This is a genomic window from Campylobacter volucris (genome assembly GCF_008245045.1).
GTDB lineage: Bacteria > Campylobacterota > Campylobacteria > Campylobacterales > Campylobacteraceae > Campylobacter_D > Campylobacter_D volucris.
Genome location: NZ_CP043428.1, coordinates 335,160 through 355,019, shown reverse-complemented (window position 1 = coordinate 355,019; position 19,860 = coordinate 335,160). Strand labels below are relative to the sequence as shown.

At 28.8% G+C, this 19,860-nt stretch carries 19 protein-coding genes; all 19 read right to left on the bottom strand.

The window, feature by feature from the left end:
• Position 1: 1 nt before the first annotated feature.
• Positions 2–3,556 (bottom strand): pyruvate:ferredoxin (flavodoxin) oxidoreductase, encoded by a 3,555-nt coding sequence (gene nifJ, locus CVOLT_RS01910; RefSeq protein WP_039665203.1) that lies wholly within the window; start codon positions 3,554–3,556, stop codon positions 2–4.
• A 119-nt stretch (positions 3,557–3,675) separates the two neighbouring features.
• On the bottom strand, positions 3,676–4,320 hold the full coding sequence (locus tag CVOLT_RS01905) for an HAD family hydrolase (RefSeq protein ID WP_039665202.1): 645 nt from the start codon (positions 4,318–4,320) through the stop codon (positions 3,676–3,678).
• Positions 4,321–4,323: 3 nt separating this feature from the next.
• The gene (locus CVOLT_RS01900) at positions 4,324–5,298 is read right to left on the bottom strand and encodes an outer membrane fibronectin-binding protein (protein WP_039665201.1); all 975 of its coding nucleotides are present in this window, start codon (positions 5,296–5,298) and stop codon (positions 4,324–4,326) included.
• A 231-nt stretch (positions 5,299–5,529) separates the two neighbouring features.
• Complete coding sequence (gene rpsI / locus CVOLT_RS01895) at positions 5,530–5,919, bottom strand: 30S ribosomal protein S9 (protein WP_039665200.1); 390 nt, start codon at positions 5,917–5,919, stop codon at positions 5,530–5,532.
• 2 nt (positions 5,920–5,921) lie between these two features.
• Positions 5,922–6,347 (bottom strand): 50S ribosomal protein L13, encoded by a 426-nt coding sequence (gene rplM, locus CVOLT_RS01890; RefSeq protein WP_039617653.1) that lies wholly within the window; start codon positions 6,345–6,347, stop codon positions 5,922–5,924.
• Positions 6,348–6,491: 144 nt separating this feature from the next.
• Positions 6,492–7,535, bottom strand: a complete 1,044-nt coding sequence (locus CVOLT_RS01885) for a type I restriction endonuclease (protein WP_039665199.1) — start codon at positions 7,533–7,535, stop codon at positions 6,492–6,494.
• Between the two features lie 66 nt (positions 7,536–7,601).
• Positions 7,602–10,346, bottom strand: a complete 2,745-nt coding sequence (locus CVOLT_RS01880) for an AddAB recombination complex, helicase AddA (RefSeq protein ID WP_039665198.1) — start codon at positions 10,344–10,346, stop codon at positions 7,602–7,604.
• Complete coding sequence (locus CVOLT_RS01875; RefSeq protein ID WP_039665197.1) at positions 10,343–12,733, bottom strand: AddAB recombination complex, helicase AddB; 2,391 nt, start codon at positions 12,731–12,733, stop codon at positions 10,343–10,345. Before CVOLT_RS01875 ends, CVOLT_RS01880 begins: the two co-directional genes overlap by 4 nt.
• Positions 12,730–13,239, bottom strand: coding sequence for a FixH family protein (locus CVOLT_RS01870; RefSeq protein ID WP_039665196.1), 510 nt, complete (start codon positions 13,237–13,239; stop codon positions 12,730–12,732). Before CVOLT_RS01870 ends, CVOLT_RS01875 begins: the two co-directional genes overlap by 4 nt.
• A 3-nt stretch (positions 13,240–13,242) precedes the next feature.
• Entirely contained in the window at positions 13,243–13,818 is a 576-nt protein-coding gene (locus CVOLT_RS01865; RefSeq protein WP_039665195.1) for a hypothetical protein, read from the bottom strand.
• Positions 13,815–13,916 carry a hypothetical protein gene (locus tag CVOLT_RS08015; RefSeq protein WP_229238088.1) on the bottom strand — a complete coding sequence of 34 codons (102 nt, stop codon included), beginning with the start codon at positions 13,914–13,916 and terminating at the stop codon, positions 13,815–13,817. Before CVOLT_RS08015 ends, CVOLT_RS01865 begins: the two co-directional genes overlap by 4 nt.
• 2 nt (positions 13,917–13,918) lie before the next feature.
• Positions 13,919–14,131 carry a DUF4006 family protein gene (locus CVOLT_RS01860; protein ID WP_039665194.1) on the bottom strand — a complete coding sequence of 71 codons (213 nt, stop codon included), beginning with the start codon at positions 14,129–14,131 and terminating at the stop codon, positions 13,919–13,921.
• Complete coding sequence (gene ccoP / locus CVOLT_RS01855; protein ID WP_039665193.1) at positions 14,131–15,009, bottom strand: cytochrome-c oxidase, cbb3-type subunit III; 879 nt, start codon at positions 15,007–15,009, stop codon at positions 14,131–14,133. Before ccoP ends, CVOLT_RS01860 begins: the two co-directional genes overlap by 1 nt.
• The gene (locus CVOLT_RS01850) at positions 15,009–15,212 is read right to left on the bottom strand and encodes a cytochrome c oxidase, cbb3-type, CcoQ subunit (protein ID WP_039665192.1); all 204 of its coding nucleotides are present in this window, start codon (positions 15,210–15,212) and stop codon (positions 15,009–15,011) included. The genes ccoP and CVOLT_RS01850 overlap by 1 nt, the downstream gene beginning before the upstream one ends.
• Positions 15,213–15,220: 8 nt before the next feature.
• On the bottom strand, positions 15,221–15,886 hold the full coding sequence (ccoO, locus tag CVOLT_RS01845) for a cytochrome-c oxidase, cbb3-type subunit II (RefSeq protein WP_039665191.1): 666 nt from the start codon (positions 15,884–15,886) through the stop codon (positions 15,221–15,223).
• A gap of 11 nt (positions 15,887–15,897) precedes the next feature.
• Positions 15,898–17,364 (bottom strand): cytochrome-c oxidase, cbb3-type subunit I, encoded by a 1,467-nt coding sequence (gene ccoN, locus CVOLT_RS01840; protein WP_039665190.1) that lies wholly within the window; start codon positions 17,362–17,364, stop codon positions 15,898–15,900.
• A 124-nt stretch (positions 17,365–17,488) separates the two neighbouring features.
• Positions 17,489–18,151: a sulfite exporter TauE/SafE family protein gene (locus CVOLT_RS01835; RefSeq protein ID WP_039665189.1), complete on the bottom strand. Its 663-nt coding sequence runs from the start codon at positions 18,149–18,151 to the stop codon at positions 17,489–17,491.
• A complete protein-coding gene (gene carA, locus CVOLT_RS01830) occupies positions 18,148–19,266 on the bottom strand; it encodes a glutamine-hydrolyzing carbamoyl-phosphate synthase small subunit (RefSeq protein ID WP_039665188.1) in 1,119 nt (372 codons plus the stop codon). The genes CVOLT_RS01835 and carA overlap by 4 nt, the downstream gene beginning before the upstream one ends.
• Positions 19,263–19,814: a DUF507 family protein gene (locus CVOLT_RS01825; protein WP_039665187.1), complete on the bottom strand. Its 552-nt coding sequence runs from the start codon at positions 19,812–19,814 to the stop codon at positions 19,263–19,265. Before CVOLT_RS01825 ends, carA begins: the two co-directional genes overlap by 4 nt.
• Between the last annotated feature and the right edge of the window lie 46 nt (positions 19,815–19,860).

The window sequence follows — 19,860 nt, the reverse complement described above, 5'->3', positions numbered from 1 at the left end:
TTTAATTTTCATTGCTAAAATCAGCATTAGCCAAGCGCTTTAATTGTCTATAACGACGCTGAGCATCTGCTTTATTTTTCTCAAATAATTCTTTAGCTTGCTCTGGATTTGATTTTTTCAAAGAACTATAACGAACTTCATTCATTAAAAAACTCTCATATAAATCCCAATCAGGCTCTTTAGATGAAATTGTCAAAGGATTTTTACCCTCAGCTTCTAAGCGTGGATCAAAAATATAAGTTGGCCAATACCCACACTTAGTAGCTAAATCCGCCTGATCTCCTGAATTTCCAAGTCCGCCTTTGATACCATGAGCTATACAAGGAGAATAAGCAATAATCAATGATGGTCCATCATAAGCTTCAGCGGCTATCACTGCTTTTAATAATTGCGCATAATTTGCATTAGAATTTACTTGAGCTACAAAAATATATCCATAAGTCATAGCAATTTGCCCTAAATCTTTCTTTTGCACAGGTTTTCCAGCAGCTGCAAATTGTGCTACAGCACCTGTTCTTGAAGATTTTGAACTTTGCCCTCCAGTATTTGAATATACTTCAGTATCTAAAACCAAAATATTAACATTTTCCCCGCTAGCTAAAACATGATCAAGCCCACCATAGCCTATATCATACGCCCAACCATCTCCTCCAAAAATCCAATGAGATTTTTTACTTAAGAAGCTTTTGAGTTCTAAAATGTCATTTACAGCTTTAATTGATTTATTTTCTTCCAAAAGCGGCACCAATTTATCTCTTAATTCTAAAGACACTTTAGCATCTTCTTTATTTACAATCCATTCTTTATATAAAGCTGAAAGTGCATTTGGAACTTCTTGCATACTTTCATTCATAATATATTCTATTTTATGTCTTGTTGTTTCAGTCGCAATTTTCATACCCAAACCAAATTCAGCATTATCTTCAAATAAAGAATTACCCCAAGCTGGTCCATGACCATTTTTATTGCTTTTTCTATATGGCGTAGAAGGTGCTGATCCACCATAAATAGAACTACAACCTGTTGCATTAGCAACAATCATTCTCTCGCCAAACAATCTTGTAAGTAAAGTAATATAAGGAGTTTCCCCACATCCTGGACAAGCACCATGGAATTCAAATAAAGGTTGAGCAAATTGAATTCCTTTAGTATTTTCTCTATTTAAAACATTATCTTTATAGGTAACTTTTTTAAATAAATAATCAGCATTTTCTTGCTCTCCATGCTCAAGCTCTTCGCCCAGTGGCACCATAACTAAAGATTTTTCTTTTGTAGGACACTCATGCACACAAAGTTCACATCCTGTACAATCAAGTGGAGATACTTGAATTTTAAAATTAAGCTTTTGCTCTTTTACGCCTTTTGCATTTAAACTATGCTCTTTTACGCCAACTGGGGCATTGTTTAATTCTTCTTCATCAATTAAAAATGGTCTAATAACAGCATGTGGGCAAACAGAAGCGCATTGATTGCATTGTATACAATTAGCCTCTATCCATCTTGGCACCATAACCCCAACACCTCTTTTTTCAAATTCAGTCGTCCCGTGCTCAAAACTACCATCTTCGTATCCTAAAAACGCAGAAACTGGCAAATCATCACCTTTTGCCGCATTCATAGGTTTAGCAATTTTTTCTACAAACTCAGTTCCTTTATAGGCTATAGTTTCTTCTTTTATTTCATCAGCTAAATTTGCCCAAGAAGGATCAATATCAACTTTTACAAGTCCATCTCCACCCATATCAATAGCTTTATAATTCATCTCAACTATAGCATCACCTTTTTTACTATATGATTTATATGCTAATTCTTTCATATATTTTTTAGCATCTTCAAAATCAATAATATTGGCAAGTTTAAAAAATGCAGCTTGCATGATAGTATTTGTTCTACTTCCAAGCCCTATTTCTCTAGCAAGTTTTGTAGCATTAATGATATAAAAATTAATTTCTTTTTGCGCTAAAATTCTTTTAACTGAATTTGGAATTTTTTTAATAGTTTCTTGCGCACTCCAAATGCTATTTAAAAGAAAAGTACCACCTTTTCTAATTCCTGCTAAAACATCATAAATTTCTAAATATGCAGCCACCGAACATGCTATAAAATGAGGAGTTGAAACCAAATAAGTAGAAGTAATTGGTTTTTTAGAAAATCTTAAATGACTTCTTGTATAACCGCCTGATTTTTTAGAATCATATGCAAAATAAGCTTGTGCATAAAAATCTGTTTTATCACCTATAATTTTAATAGAATTTTTATTTGCTCCTACTGTTCCATCTGCGCCAAGTCCATAAAATAAACATTCTATAGTACTATCATCGCTAAGTGAAATTTTTTCTCCAACACTTAAAGAAGTATGAGTAACATCATCGATTATACCGATAGTAAAACCATCTTTTGGATTTTGCTGATTTAAATTTTCAAACACAGCTAAAAGTTGTGCAGGATCAACATCTTTTGATGATAAACCATATCTACCACCTACTATCAAAGGTGCTTTTTCTTTACCATAATATGCACTTTTTAAATCTAAATACAATGGTTCGCCTAAACTACCTGGTTCTTTTGTCCTATCTAAAACAGCAATTTTTTCAACGCTTTGAGGCATTACATCAAAAAGATATTTTAAGCTAAAAGGTCTATATAAATGAACTTTTAAAACTCCTACTTTATGACCTTTATTATTTAAATAATCCACTACTTCTTTTAAAGCCTCAGTTACAGAACCCATAGCTACCACAACACTTGTAGCTTGTGGATCTCCATAATATACAAAAGGTTTGTATTCTCTTCCTGTAATCTTAGAAATTTCTTGCATATATTCATTTACAATATCAGCAACACCATCATAATACCTATTTGCCAATTCTCTTGTTTGAAAATAAATATCATCATTTTGCGCTGTTCCTCTTGTTTTAGGATTTTCTGGATTAAGACAGGTGTCTCTAAATTCATTTAAAGCCTTACGATCTAACAAACGATCAAAATGTGCATAATCCATTACTTCAATTTTTTGAATTTCATGTGAAGTTCTAAAACCATCAAAAAAATGCATAAAAGGCACTCTTCCTTTAATCGCTGCTAAATGTGCAACACCAGCTAAGTCCATACATTCTTGCACAGAATGCGAGCAAAGCATTGCAAACCCTGTTTGTCTAGCCGCATAAATATCTTGATGATCTCCAAAAATAGAAAGCGCTTGAGAGGCTAAAGCTCTTGCTGCTACATGTATAACACCTGGTAACAATTGACCTGCTATTTTATACATATTTGGTATTTTTAATAAAAGCCCTTGAGAAGCTGTATAAGTAGTAGTAAGAGAGCCTGCTTGCAAAGATCCATGAACCGTTCCAGCAGCTCCTGCTTCACTTTGCATCTCTACTACCTTAACAGGCACTCCAAATAAATTTTTCTTACCTTGAGATGCCCAAATATCTGTATAATCTGCCATAGGAGAGCTTGGAGTGATAGGATAAATTCCTGCAACCTCTGTGAATGCATATGCAGCATAAGCAGCTGCTTCATTTCCATCCATTGTTTTCATTACTTTACTCATTGTAATCTATCCTTAATTCAATTATTTACTTTAAAATCAATAGCTACTTTATCTTTTATTCTCTTAAACAATAATAAAAAATCTTCTACATAAATCTAGCATATACTTAGAGTGTGAATTTATTGGATATTTTTTAAATATTGCACAGCCTGATAAGTATTTTCAAACATCAAAACATTAAATTCTTGCAAACTTTCTTTTGATTCATATCCACTTGTAACTGCTATAGGAATGATATTAGCATTTTTTGCCGCTAAGATATCAAGATGAGTATCGCCTATCATAAAAGCATCTTTGGTATCTTTTTCTAATCTATCTAAAGCTAAAAATATAGGCTCTGCATTTGGTTTTGGATAAATCACATCATCTCTTCCTATGATAACTTGAAAATATTTTCCAATACCCAAATGATCCAATAACGGCTTTGAAAATTTAGAACTTTTGGTAGTTACTACCGCTAAATTAGCAAATAAACTTGCTTCTTCTACACTTTCTTTTGCTAAAGGCAATAAATATGTTTGATCAATATAAATATCTTTATAAGTATTTCTATAAGCAGTTATATAATCTTGAGTTTTTTCTTTTGGGATACCTAATTTTTCAAAAGCAATATCAAGCGGAAAACCTATCAAAGATTTAACCCACTCATGATCTTTTGGGGTTTGCCCAAAAGCTTTAAAAGCATCGTCAAACCCTTTTAAAATGGCACTTGTTGAATCAATCAAAGTGCCATCTAAATCAAATAAAATAGTTTTTTTATACAATGATTATTCTTTTATAAAAAATTTAGCTTCCACTCTTCTATTTTGCGCACGACCTTCTTTTGTATCATTACTAGCTATTGGTTTGTCATAACCATAACCTTTTGTTGTGATTTTATCTTTAGAAACACCTGCTTTTTCAAGTTCTTTTGCTACTGCATTAGCACGATCTAAAGATAATTTTTGATTATATGCTTTTGGCCCTGTACTATCAGTATGTCCTTCTAAGATTGTATAATATTGTGGATTTTCCTCTAAAACTTTTCCAACTTCTTGAATTTTTTGCTCAAATTCAGGATTAATAGTAGTTTGATTAAATCCAAAATGCCCCTCTAAAGCAATGGTTTTTTCACAACCTATATGATCAAGCAAGGCACCTTTTCTTGGTTCTGGACAACTTCTGCTAACTTGCTCTTTAGCTTGCACTGTCGTATTTGTAGTTTGTGGTGCTTTTGGTGTATCTTTCCCAAAATAAAAGCTCAAACCTACACTAGAAATTAAATTATGATCACCGTTGTTAAATTTAATTTGATCTCTTGCTTCAAGTCTTAAAGCTAAACTATCACTGAGTGCAAATTTCATCCCCGCACCATATTGGGCAAACATACCACTTTTATTTTCATACGCACCATTACTTAAATATTCATAGCCAAGACCTAACAAACCATATAAATAAACATTGTCTGTTATATCCATTCCTTTAATAGCATTTGTGTAAAATCTTGCCACATTAGTATCTGTATGAGTATTAGATGGATTATTATATTTTGCTTTATTAGTATATTCCATACCTAATTCAGCTTGATCTATCCAGAAAGTGTCATGATGATAACCAAATCTAATACCAGCTCCGCCGTAATTTTTAAGATCTAAATTTCCCTCTGGAACTGTATAGTTAAAGGTTGGAGTAATTTCTATTTTACTCGTATCAAAAGCAAATAAAACACTAGTTAAGCTCAACAAACTTATAATTTTTTTCATAGTTTTTCCTTAAATGAAGTAAATTGTCAGATATTATATTAAAAAGAAGATTAAAGAAAGATAAGCCTCTTTAGTAGAGGCTTAATTTACTACAAAAAGGAGGTTTCCCTGATCGGACAAACGAAATTGTAAATGTTTTTTATAAATAAAAAATCTTGTTTTATTAAATGAAATAAAAATATTTATAAAATATATGTAGAAATATGGATCCAAAAAAGGATCCAATAATGATTAACGCTTAGAAAATTGTGGGCTTCTTCTTGCTTTTCTACGACCGTATTTTTTACGCTCAACAGTTCTACTATCTCTAGTAAGAAGTCCTTTTGGTTTTAACAATGCTCTAAAATCTGCATCCATAGCAGCTAAAGCTCTTGAAATCCCATGTCTTAATGCTTCAGCTTGAGCACTATATCCACCACCTAAAGTAGTAGCTTTAATATCCATAGAAGTTTCTTGCTTAGTTACTAATAAAGGTTGAACTACTTTTAATTTTATAGCTTCATGCCCACCAAGCCAAGTATTTAAATCCATATCATTAACGATAATTTTACCACTACCAGGTTTTACCCAAACCTTAGCAATAGCTGTTTTTCTTTTACCTGTTGCGTATGTTGTTGCCATGATTATTTTCCTTTATTAGCAATTTGAGCAGTATGAGGGTGTTCACTACCTGCATAAATTTTTAATTTTTTAAGCATAGCTCTACCCAAATTTGTTTTAGGTAGCATACCACGAACTGCTAATTTATATAATTTAACTGGATTTTTTTCTAATAAATCACCAAATTTCTCACTTTTAACACTTCCAAAATATCCTGAATGTCTATGATATAGTTTATCTTCTGCTTTATTTGCACCTGTAAAAACTGCTTTAGAAGCATTAATGATAATTACATAATCTCCACAATCAACATTTGGAGTATAACAAGGTTTATTTTTACCTCTTAAAATAGTCGCTACTTCTGTCAAAAGACGACCAAAACGCTTTCCTTCAGCGTCTAAAACGATCCATTCGCGTTTTACTTCGTTTGGCTTTGTTATCTTTGTCATCATCTTACCTTTGCCAAAAAATTTTTAAAATGTGATTATAATTATTTTATCTTAATTATTACTTAATTTAAGCATATTTAAAGTTTTTAGGCTTTAAATATGCTATAAAAATATAAAACAATATTTTATAACATTGATAAAATACTAAAGCCTAGAGTTATAAGAATTAATAATATGTTCTTTATAATTATACAAATCTTCTAATTTATCTATATTAAAATATTCTCCACTTGGAAAACTTATGCTCTTTTTAGAACTATTAAAATATAATCTACATATCCATTTAGTAACTTTATTTTGATACAAAATTCCAAAATAACTTAATGTATCTTTATATGTTATATCATTTAAATTTATATTTTCACTAGCTAAAATAGACTTTACAATATAAAAACCTTGCAATTCCTCTTCTGTAGTTATAATCTCTTTATCTGAATTTTCTTCGTCATTTTCTTCATCGTCATTTAAACTTTGTAAATTATTTTTAATACTAGTAATTTTTTCATAAGCTATATCATTAATAAGCTCTTTGAAAGATTTTTTAATGTGTTCTCTAAATTCATCTATAACAGCACTTGTCATCCTTTTATCTGTTAATTGCTTTGCAAAAAAAGATACAAAATCATCGCTTGGATTTTCTATTTCATTTTTGAATATTTCTTGGATTCCTCTATAATATTTTTTAGTTATAGCAACATCTAAAATACCTTCTACATTTAAATCATGGAATATAAAATTCTTTAAATCTTTAATATCTCTAGGTTTTAACTTTTCCAAATTAATAACCAAAAAAGGGCTTTTATCCATCAAATTTGCTTGCTCTAAATCTGTAAAAAATCTATATTCCACACCATTTGTTAAAATTGCAAATTTTATACTTGGAGCTGTATTAAAATACCTAAGTAATTGATTATTGTGATTATTTAAATTTTCAGTATGAGACTTTGCTTCTATCAATATAAAAGGTTTTCCATCTTTAAAAATAGCATAATCAACTTTTTCTCCTTTTTTGGTTCCTATATCTGCAATATATTCTGGAACAACTACACTTGGATTAAACACATCATATCCCAAAGCTTTTAAAAATGGCATAATAAAAGTCATTTTTGTAGCTTCTTCAGTATTTACCAAATTCTTTTTCTCTGCAATAGTTTCCACTATATTATTAATTTGACTTTCAAAATCCATATTTTCTCCTAATCTTTAATTTTAGAAATTTATGTAGTTTATCATATAAATTATTAAATATTTATTTTATATTTTTATAATTTCTATTTTATTTTTGAAAATATACACTAAAAAAGCTTTGGTAGAAGATTTAGCTAAGATTTTTTCTATAGCTTCTTTATAAAGTAAAATTTGACTTTTGTGCTCATTTAAATTTAAGCCTGTTTTATAGTCTATTACAATAGCTTCATCATCACCAAGTGCAAGCATATCAAGCTGTTTTTGCTCACCATTATAAGCAATGATTTGCTCTTTTAGTAGCTTTTTATTAGCCAAAAGTGTATTAAAATTTTCATTATTTAAAAGCATGGTAAGTCTTGCAAAAAGATCTGTAAAATCTTCATCATTTAAGTAAAAACGATATTTTTTGTATATCATTTGTTTGCAAAATTCAAAATTATCTTTTGTAACAAAATCAAAATACTGCAAAAATTCATGCAAAGCCAAACCAAAATGGATTTCTTTGCTTGAAAAATTATTTTTTGTTTTAATTTCTTGTAAATTTACTTTTTGAAATTCTTCAAATTCTTCGATTTGCTCTATATCTTTAACATTTTTTTCATCTTTGATGGTTTTACTTTCTAAAAAGCCTATTTGCTTTTCTTCATAGTCTTTAAAATAACTTTGCAATGTTGTAAAGCTTTCATCATTTTTGATAATAAAAAGAGAATTTTTAGCCCTAGTAAAAGCTACATATAAACAATTAATCCTATCTTCTTCCATGAGTTTTTTTCTTTTAGCTAAAAAAGCATCATAAATTTCATCTTCTAAAAATTTTCTAGCACTATGTCTATATTTTACTTGCCAACTTTGCTCTAAATCATACTCAAACATTAAAGTATCGTTATCACTACTTCCTTTACTAAGTCTATCAAGCACTATTAAATTTTCAAATTCAAGCCCTTTGGATTTATGCACGGTCATGATATTTACACCATCGTTTTGTTCTTGTAAAGATTGCAGCTCACAAGGAGTAAATAAAAACTCTATAAAATTATCAAAAGCACTTGCATATTCTAAATAAGCAATTAAATTTAAATCACTCAAATCAAGCCCTAAAGCATTAGCTAAATATTTTAAAATATCAACCACGCTGCGATTTAAATCAAGCTCTAAATAAGCTATTTCTTTTTCTAAAATACTCTTTACAAAATACAAACAAAACTCATCTTTAAAAACACACGCCTTAGCATACTCAAACAACACTCTCACACTAATACAATCAATCAAAGCAACATTACTTTGAGTATAAGCTTTAATGTCGTGTTTTTCAAGGAAATCTTTCATTAAAGTAGCATCATTGTTTATCCATACTAAAATACAAATTTCATTGATTTGAGTGCCTTTTTCTAAAAGCTCATTAATGATTTTTAAAACTTCTTTTCCACTAGCTTCACTAAGACTCTCTTTTGGTGGAATTTGATTTTGTAAAATTTTTACATATCCACCTTCTTTAATGCTTTTTTGTAAAGTAAAACTAGAATTTAAATTAGCATCTTGGAATTTATCTTTAAAAACTTCATTGACATAATCTACTATAACTTTTCTACTACGATAATTTGTATCCAAATGCTGTAATTTAATCTGTGGAAAATCTTTTAAAAGCTGATCAAACAACTCTTTTTTACCACCTCTAAAACCATATATACTTTGTTTTTTATCACCCACATAAAAAAAACTTCTATTTTTTTTAACACCTTCTCCAGAAACTAATTCAGCTATAATAGGCTTTAGAATTTGATATTGTAAGACATTGGTATCTTGAAATTCATCAATTAATAAATGCGATATATACCCATCAAGCCTAAAATAAATCAAATCCTTATAAGATTTATCACTAATTAACTCATAGCATTTTAAAGCTATATCTGAAAAAGTCAAAGCATTTTGCTTGATATTTTCTTCATTTCTTGCTTGTTTAAAATGCTTTAAAAGTCTTGCAAGCATATTAATACGATAATTTTCTACTTGAATAAAATACTCTTTAGCACTTTGTAAAAATTCTGATCTTTTTTGTAAAAATTCACTATCAATGATTTTTTCAAAATATTTTTTACCCAAATCGCTAATAATAGGCTTAGATAAAAAATCTTCTATATCTTCAAAAGTAAAATTAGAAAGATAATGTCTATTTGTGCTTAAAGGCTTGGCATAAGATACAAATTTTTCAAGACTTTTTTCTACTAAAACCTTACTTGGAAAATGCACATCTTGACTAAAATCAATCTCGCAAGATCTTTCATATAGCTTTGTAAGGTTTGTAAAAAAATCATTTTTACTCTTAGTTTGTATCATATAATAGGCTAAAGCTTTTAATTCTTCATCATTTAATTTACTAATAAAATTGCCATAACTATCTTGTGTTTGTATGATTTTAAAATCACTCATAAAGCCTAAATTTAAAGCAAAAGCTCTAATGATTTGAGAAAAAAAGCTATCAAAAGTGTAAATATTAAGCTTAGATCGTAAAAATTCATCTTTGTATTTATCTCTTAAAAATACCAATTCTTCCTTGCTTTTACCTAACATTTTCATAAGCTCATTGCATTCGGCTTTGTTTTGATTATTTTCTAAAAGATCAAATTTTAAAAAGGTTTTAAAAACCCTTTCTTTCATTTCACTTGTAGCTTTATTGGTAAAAGTAAGAGCTAAAATTTCATTAATCTTTGCACCCATTAAAACTAAAGCTACAAAACGCACACTAAGAGCAAAAGTTTTTCCACTTCCTGCACTAGCTTCTAAAGCCAAAAAAGGTTCAAAATTTGCTTTCAAAGTTTAAACTCCTTTTTATAAAGCATAGTATAGGGGCTATAGGTATTTTTATTACTTTGATTGCAAAATTCTTTTTCTAAAGGCTCTTTTGAAAGCTCATTGAATAAATTTTTTAGCTCTTGTACGCTTTTATTTTTAGCATTTTCATAGACTATGTTGATATTTTTTAAATCATAAAAACAAGCTTTTGTATTATTGATACCATTATCATTTTCTAATAAAAATTTATAAAAAGCAAGTTGGTATGATTTATCATCTATATCTGCACTTTTATAATCTATAATCATTCTTTCTTGACCATTATTATCAAGTCTATCTAAATAACCAATAGCACAAATTTTTACGCCATTATCTGTGATAAATTCTTTTTTTGGAGGCATAAATTCACATTTTTCTACGACATAACCTTGAGCAAAATGTTCATTTTCTAATATTTCAAATTCTTTAAAAATAGCTTCTATTAAAGCTAAATTTAATGTATCTATATTGTATTCTTTTAAATTTTTCACTACTTGCATAAAAACTTTATAATCAAAATAATTTTTAGACTTTTCTTTATAATAAATTTCCAAAGCTTTGTGGATCAAAACACCAAATTCATTAGCTTTTAAAGTATTATCTAATTTTTTTGGTTCTTTTAATCCAATAATATATTTATAATAATAGTCCAAACCATAATTAATCAAAAGATTTAATCTTGAAAAAGACAAATCCTTTGCAAAATAATCATGCTCAGCCTTTATATGAGTAATTGGGTTAAGATTAAAAGAGCATTTTTTATTATGGGTTTTAAAATATCTTGCATAAGCTAAAAGGCTATATTTTTGATCTAATCTAATATCAAAATCAAGCTCGTTTAAAAATCTTGATGCGATTTTATCTTCATTTTCTACACAAGAAATAGCTATAAATTTAGCCCTACTTAAAAGCATATAATAATAATGCCTTTGTAAATTTTCTCTTTGAGTGTGCGTGATAAGGCCTGAATTTTTACGAATTTGATTGTTTAAAAAAAGCTCACTAGAAACTCTTTTTGGAATAAATTCATCATTAAAATCCACCACAATCACCCCATCAAAGCTAAGCCCCCTACTTTCTAAAAGCCCCATTACAGTAACTTCTCCACCACCTACACTGCTTAATTTTATACCATCAATTTGCATGAAAAAAAGCTCTAAAATTTGACAAAAAGTCAATTGATGGGTTTTGATTAATTCTTTGATAAAAATTAATTCTTCTTGAATTTTATATACAAGCTCTTCTTCATTATCTATAAGCAAATCATTGATACAATTTTCAAAAAAAGCAAAATCAATTATTTCATCAAAAGATTGTTTAAATAGGCTAAATTGTTCTTCAGTTTGAAAAATATGTAGATTGCAAGTGTGCAAATTTAAATACTCATCTTCTTCTAAATTTAAAGTTTGGTATGAATATTTTTCATCTTTAGCACTATCATATAAAGCTTTTAATTTATGATAAAAAAGAGTATTTTTGATACTTAAACCACTTGCAAAATTTAGCATATTGTTTTTATCAAAAAGTTTTAAAATTTGTGTAAAATTTTCATCTGGAGTAATAACAACGATATCTTTTGCTTTTATTCCTTCTTTTAAAAAAGTATTGATTTTTTCAAAAACAAAAGCAGCTTGTAAAGATCTTAAATGAAAACTTTTATAAGAAACCAAAGCTTTACTGCCAAAAGATTGCTCTTTTAAAATTTGGTGAGAATTTAAATCGTATAAATAATGATAATTTTCTTTAAAATTTACATTTTCAAATATTTTTACATTATCTAAAAAATCTTTATTAAATTTAGAACATGAAAATTGAATTTTTAAAGGAATTAAATCTTTTAATTTAGATAAAATTTCAAGTTCAAAACCACTTAAAAATCCTTGAAAATCAAAGATTATTTCATCATAATTTTTTAAAAAATTAATATTAATCTCATAATCAAAAGGTAAAGAAATTTCATCGTATAATTTTTGCTCTTTTAAAAGAGTTAAATAATTTTTAAAAAGCTCATCTAAAATTTGCAAATGCTCATCATATTGTGCGTAAGTATCAGCACAATATAAACTAGCAATATCTTTTCTTTCTAAGCTTAGCTCTTTGAAAAAACTAAACAAATAAGAATTATTTTTTAAAAAAGCAAAAAAATTACTAGGAATTTTTAATTCTTGTTCTAAATTTTTAGTCATCTTGCAAGCTTGTCTCATTAAAAGCAAACATTCATAATGAGTAGCTTTTAAATACGGAGAAAAGATGATTTTCTCCATAAAATCAGCTATATTTATAGCTTGATCGATTAATGCATTATCTTGTAATTTTACTTCATAATATTTTCTTATAGCTCTTGATGAGCTAAAAACAAAAAGTTTCATTTAGTTTTTATAAAAAATTCAAAAAAACCTATACTCTCTTCATTTTGCGTGATTTTAATAAGAAGTTTCCAAACTCCTTTTTCGCTAATATTAAAATCAAAAACCAAAGAAGAATTTACCACTATCGCTTCTAATTTTTGATCCATCTCATTAGTATGAGGACGAGTAAGCAAGGCTTGAATTTGAAGTTGATTTAAATCATAATTTTTAAAATTTTCTACATTAATCTTAAGTGAATTTTTTCCATCATTTATTAAATATATTATTTTGTTTTGATCTTCAAAACTTTCATTATCCAAGCTTAGTTTGAAATTTTCATCAAATTGCTTTTGTCTTTTTTGAATTTCATTATAATTTCTATCTACATTTTCATAAGTATCAAAATAAAAATTATCATCATAAACTGGAGCTTTACTTGCTATGTAAATAGTAACAATACAAGCAATCACAATTAATATAATAGATATTAAAATTCCATAAGGCCAAAATGTTTTTTTATTTTCCATTGATTATTTTTTCCTTTTTAGTTTTCTTTGCACTAGCATTAAAATAGCTATACAAATAAAACCATAAATTAAAATTCGCATAATATTTAGAGTATCTCTATTTGAATTTCCATAAAATGGCTGTATATTAAAATAGCTTGCAACTTGATCAGCAATATCTGCATATCCATTTAAAATAGCTGCATTATATATATCTTTTTGTTTAGGATTTGCAAGAATTGGTAAGATTGTTCCTTTTTCAGGGTAAGGACTTAAAGTTTTTTCTTTATCAAAAAAATTCGCAGCATCTTCACTTGAAAAAATATCAACCCTATGAGATGCTTTAGAAAAAACCAATAAAATATAAGGACTAGTCAAATTATGCTCATAAGATCTAAGTTCTTCAAAACTTTTTTTATCGCTTAAAGCTAGTGCTATATCAACACCTGTAAGCTCTTTGATTTGTTTAGAAGTGGTAGTGATATTTTGCTCGATAGCTTGATTTAACACACCATCATTTAGCAAAATCTCAGCATAAGAAAAATTCATAAAAAACATAAAAATGGCGGTAAAAATACCGCCTTTTAATATAGTTTTCATCCTATATGTAAATTGTTCGCAGTTAAAACTGACCAAGCTGTAATGGCAGCTGCTACAATTAAACCAGCGATAATTAGATATTCTACAACTTTAACCATAATTATTCCTTTATAATAATATGATCTGCTTCTTTAGAGTTAAACATTTTGATTTCACTTGCATTTTCTAGTTTATAAGGCTTTTGCATTACTTCTTGCTGCGTTCTAAGTCCCCAAACTGTTAAAGCGGCTAAAATTGTTAGTAACAATACAGTTGCAACAAGCATACCGCTAACTCCAGAAAGTGAAAACACACATCTATTTGAATTTTCCATTACTCACCCCTTGAAAGAGAAATTACATATTCGCCAACTGCTTCTTTTTGTAATTCATTTAATATACCATTATTAAAATGAGGCATTTGGCCTATATTTCCTGCTTTACCACGATTTAACACATCTACAACAAAACTAGCACTACCATATTTTGTAAGATCTGGAGCAACCAATTGTCCATCAAGCATTCCTGTGCCATTTTCACCATGACAAGCTGCACAAGTTGCAAAAAGTTCTTTTCCTTTTGCTACAAGCTGAGGATTATCTGTTTTTTTAATAGCTGAAATTTCAGAAGCAACATAAGCTGCAATAGCTGGGATATCAGCTTCTTCTATGCCATTATCAGCAGCACCTAGCATTTCTCCCATTGGATAATTTAAACCTTTAGAGCCTTTAGTAATAACATCTATAAGTCCTTCTTCTGAACCCCAAATAGTAAGATTTTGAGCTTTTCCATTAATGCCATCTCCTGTGATTCCATGGCATGCTGAACATTGCACTAAGAAAATATTTTTACCCATTTCTTTTTTATCGCTAGCACTTAAATTTGCAAATTTTTGAGCAAATTTTTCATTATGCGCTTGAACTTCTTTATTATACTCACCTATTTGAGAATAACTATTTAAAGGATATCCCCAAAGAAAATACCAAATACACCATACTATAGCTAAGAAAAACACTACAGCCCATCCAAGTGGCACAGGGTTTTTAAATTCTCCTATGCCATCCCAATTATGCTCACTTAACTCACCTTCGCTTTTTTCACTTTTCATACTTTTAAATAATCTTCCAACCACAAAAAGTGTGATTAAAATGATTAAAATTGCACCAATAAAAGATAATAAATTTACATTATCTTCTAAATTTAACCATTGCATTAAGCACTCCTTTTATTTTGCTCTAAAACGCGATCGCTGATTTCATCATTTAAAGCTAAATCAGCGTATTGCTCATAGTTTCTTCTACCTGTTTTTTCAGATTTATATAAATGAAACCAATAAGAATATAAAACAACTACCAAAAATACTACAAGTGCAAAAAAACCATAAGCTTGTAATTCTCTTATTAGTTCTAAATTCATACTTTGCCTTACTTCAAGCTATTAAGATATGCAATCAATGCAACAATTTCTTTAATCTCACCTCTTGCAAATGCATCTTTAACATCTTGATTTTTCATTTGATCAACTATAGTTTTAGCTTCAGCCATCACTTCAGCTTGTGCTTCTTCCCAAGTTCCAAGTTTAGTTCCATTTTCTACATCATAAGGAACATTAAATACTTTTTTAACCGTTAGAGCTTCTGCATATGCTGTTTGTATATTTGCATTTTTACTAAACATATGTTTATAAGCTGGCATTATAGAACCAGGGACAACTGAAACTGGATCCCACATATGATTTTCATGCCAATCTGTAGTTCTAAAGTTTCCTACACGCAATAAATCAGGTCCTGTTCTTTTTGATCCCCATAAAAATGGTCTATCATATGCATATTCTCCACTAATTGAATACATACCATAACGATCTGTTTCGGATTTAAATGGACGAATTAATTGCGAATGGCAAGCATTACAGCTTTCTTTGATATATGCATTACGACCTGCTAATTGTAAAACTGTATAAGGTTTTTTACCTTCAATAGGTCTTGCATTTTGTGCAAAGTCTGGCAAAATTTCTACAATTCCAGCATAAGCAATAACTACAAATACTGCTACAGCAAAAAAGAATGGATTTTTTTCTAACCAACTAAACATATCTTCTCTCCTTATGCTGCCATAGGTGAGGCACTTTTTGGTTCTTTATCAAGCACTCTACCCACTGAAATTGATTTATAAATATTATAAACAAACATGAAAAATCCTATTAAATATAATAATCCACCCACAGCTCTAATCCAATAATATGGAACAATAGCTTCAACTGTGTCAATAAAGGTATATAATAAATTACCATACTCATCAGTAGCTCTCCACATCATACCTTGAGTGATACCTGCTATCCACATTGAACTAAAATAAAGCACTATACCTGTAGTTTGAATCCAAAATTGAGCTTCCATTAATGATTTACTATAAAGTTCTCTTTTGAACATTCTAGGAACCATATGATAAAGTGCAGCCATAGTCATAAAGCCAACCCAACCAAGTGTTCCATCATGAACATGTCCTGGAATCCAATCTGTAAAGTGTGCTAAAGCATTAACTGATTTAATAGAAAGAATAGGACCTTCTAAAGTCGAGAACATATAAAATGTTGATGCTAAAATCATAAATTTAATCAATGGACTCTCACGAAGCTGACTCCACTCACCTTTCATGGTAAGTAAAATATTAATCGCTGAACCCCAAGAAGGTAAAATCAATACTATAGAAAATACTGAACCCATAGTTTGCATCCAATCAGGAACTGTAGAATAAATCAAATGGTGCCCACCAGCCCATAAATAAACAAACATTAATCCCCAAAATGCAAATAAAGATAATTTATAAGAGAAAATTGGCTGGCCACTTTCTTTTGGTAAAAAATAATAAATTTGAGCAATAATACCTACAGTAAATACAAACGCAACCGCATTATGTCCATACCACCATTGCACTAATGCATCATTTGTCCCTGCATACATAGAAACACTATGCCACCAATCACCCATTCCAGTTACAAAATAAGTAGGTACTGCCATATTGTTAAATAAATAAAGCATTGCTATACCTAAGAATGTAGCTATATAATACCACAATGAAACATATAATGTTTTTTCCCTACGAATTCCAATAAGACCAAAAATGCTTACACCCCATAAAACCCAAACCAAAACTACCAATATATCCAAAGGCCATTCAAGTTCAGCATATTCTTTTGAAGTGCTCACGCCTGCAAATAAAGTCACAACTGCTAAAATCATAGTTATCATATAAAGCCAAAAATGCAATTTTCCAATAAACATCAAAAAGCTTGATTCAGCCATGCTTACTTTTAGCACGCGTTGACCAATATAATACCAAGTTGCCCAAATTCCTGAAAGCATAAAACCAAAAATCACACCTGAAGTATGTAATGGTCTAAGTCTTGAAAAAGTACCATACTCACCAGCTAAGTAATTTAAGTCTGGGTATGCCATTTGAAAAGCTATTAGCGTCCCAATGGCCATACCAATAATACCAAACAATAAGGTAGCAAACATAAAATATTTAGCAACCGTATAGTCATAGTTTAATGCATTTCCTGGGTGCATTTCCTCTCCTTAATTTTTTTTCTGCAATAAAGCAATTGTTTTATTATATGACAATTAATATCTTTTTTAGCTTAAAAATTGATTTTCTTAACACTTGGTTAATATTGGAAATAATTATCAAAAATTATGCTGTTAAAATAAAGCCTGTATAAGCAAAATTCACACCATAGCATAGCATCAATACATAAGATACAAAAGATCCAATCTTTTGAAATTTATCATTTAAAGTTTTACTAAAATATGCAAGAAAAATCATCCCTGGTAAAGTAGCTATACCAAAAAGAAGCATTATTAAAACAGAATAATATATGCTTTGCAAACTCATTCCAAAAGCTATATAAAAATAAACCAAGCCACAAGGCACAAAGCCATTTAAAAATCCTAAAATCAAAGAACTTTTTATGGATTTTTGTCGAAAAAGTTTTTGCATATTGGTTTTAATCATACAATCAAAAATAAAAGAATTTTCAAAAAAAGCTAATAATTTTCCCCTAAAAATAAGAGCAAAAGCAAGAATTATCATAAAAATACCAATACAAAACAACATCATAGCCTTTGCAAATTCGCTAAAAGAAAATAATTTTGCAAAATATCCAAAAAAAATACCCAAACAAATATAAGCAACTACTCTTGTTAAATGATAAGAAAGAATTAATAAAAAAAATGGAAATTTAATATTTTTTGCAAGTTGATTAAAAGCTAAAATAAATCCTCCACACATTCCATAACAATGTCCAAAACTAGAAAGAAATGCAATGCTAATTAATGCGATAAAATCTAAATTCACAAAAGCTCTAAAAATTCTTTAAAAATATACTTACTTTCGTGTGGTCCTGAGGAACTTTCTGGATGATGTTGTACAGAAATGATAGGATATTCTTTATATTTTACACCCTCTACATTGTCTCCAAATAAATTCCTATGAGTTATAACTGCTACTTTTGCAATTTCCTCAGGGACATTGTAATTATGATTTTGAGCAGTAATTTCAACTGTATTATTAGTAAGATTAATCACAGGATGATTTGCACCATGTTGGCCAAATTTCATCTTATAAGTTTCATATCCAAAGGCATTACTCAATAACTGATGGCCTAAACAAATCCCTAACATAGGAATTTTTGCTTGGATGAGTTGTTTTATTTGAGCAATTTCTTCTTTTAATATTTTTGGCTCTCCTGGACCATTAGATAAAAACACGCCATGAATTAATCCTTTTTCATAAAGATCTATTAATTCTTTAGCTTTTACATTATATGGAAATACTTGTACTTTTAAACCAACACTTACAAGCTCATTAAGTATATTTTCTTTCACACCATAATCAATAACAGCAACTGTTTTATCTGTCTTTGTTAAATTTTTAAAAGTCTTGCTGCTATGATCCCAGGAACCTTTTTTATGATTATAAGAAGTTTTTGTGCTCACTTGTGCTACATAATTTACCTCATCAATTTTAGCACTTGAATTTAGCATTTTTTTAAGCTCTTCTTTGTCTTTAATTTCAGTAGATATAACAGCTCTTAAATTTCCATTATCTCTAATTATTTTTACTAAAAATCTAGTATCTATTTCACAAAGCCCTATTTTTCCATGGTGTTTTAAATAAGAATTTAAATCTTCTTTTGCTCTAAAATTAGAATAATAATCATTCAATTGTCTAATAATTATCCCACTAGCATGAATGTGTTTACTTTCATTATCATCATCATTTACACCCACTATGCCAATTTCAGGCATAGAAAAAACTATAAATTGTCCTGCATATGAAGGATCAGAAATAATTTCTTGATAACCTGTTAAAGAAGTATTAAAAACTAATTCCCCAAAAAAAGTCCCACTTGCACCAAAAGCTCTAGCAGTTAAAAAAACATCATTTTCTATATAAATATAAGCTTTCATAAAAGCCCTTTTTTTCTTAGTTCTTCCTGATATAATTTTTCAAAAACTAGTTCATATTCTTCAGAACCAGGGATTAATTTTCTTTTATAATTTGAAATTTTTTCATAAACTAAATCTTCTAAATTTTCATACTCTTTTAAATAAGTCATTATGCTTGAAAAAATCAAATTTTTAACACGATTTTCTGAAACATTATAATTAATCAAATCTTCATTAACTAAATTTTCTAAGACTTTATGTGCAAGATTGTTATATCTATCTTCTTTATCGAGCATAAATTTAAATTCACTTGCAAGTTTTTTCTTTATCATCCAAAACATACTTTTTCTATCAATTTGCATAAATTCAATTTCTTCTTCTTGACTTTCTAATAATTCTTTAGCTTTTTCATCAAGTTTGCGTTCGTTTAAAACATCAATTTCTAAAATTTCTTTAATAATCTTGAGTAATTTTTGACTATCATCTTTAATTTTTACAAAAGAAGAATGCATCAAATCTAATATTATTTTATTTGCAATATAAGGTATATGAGCTGGTTTGATACGCATTTATCCACCTTTTTATTTTTATTGAAATAATACTAAAAAAAGCTAA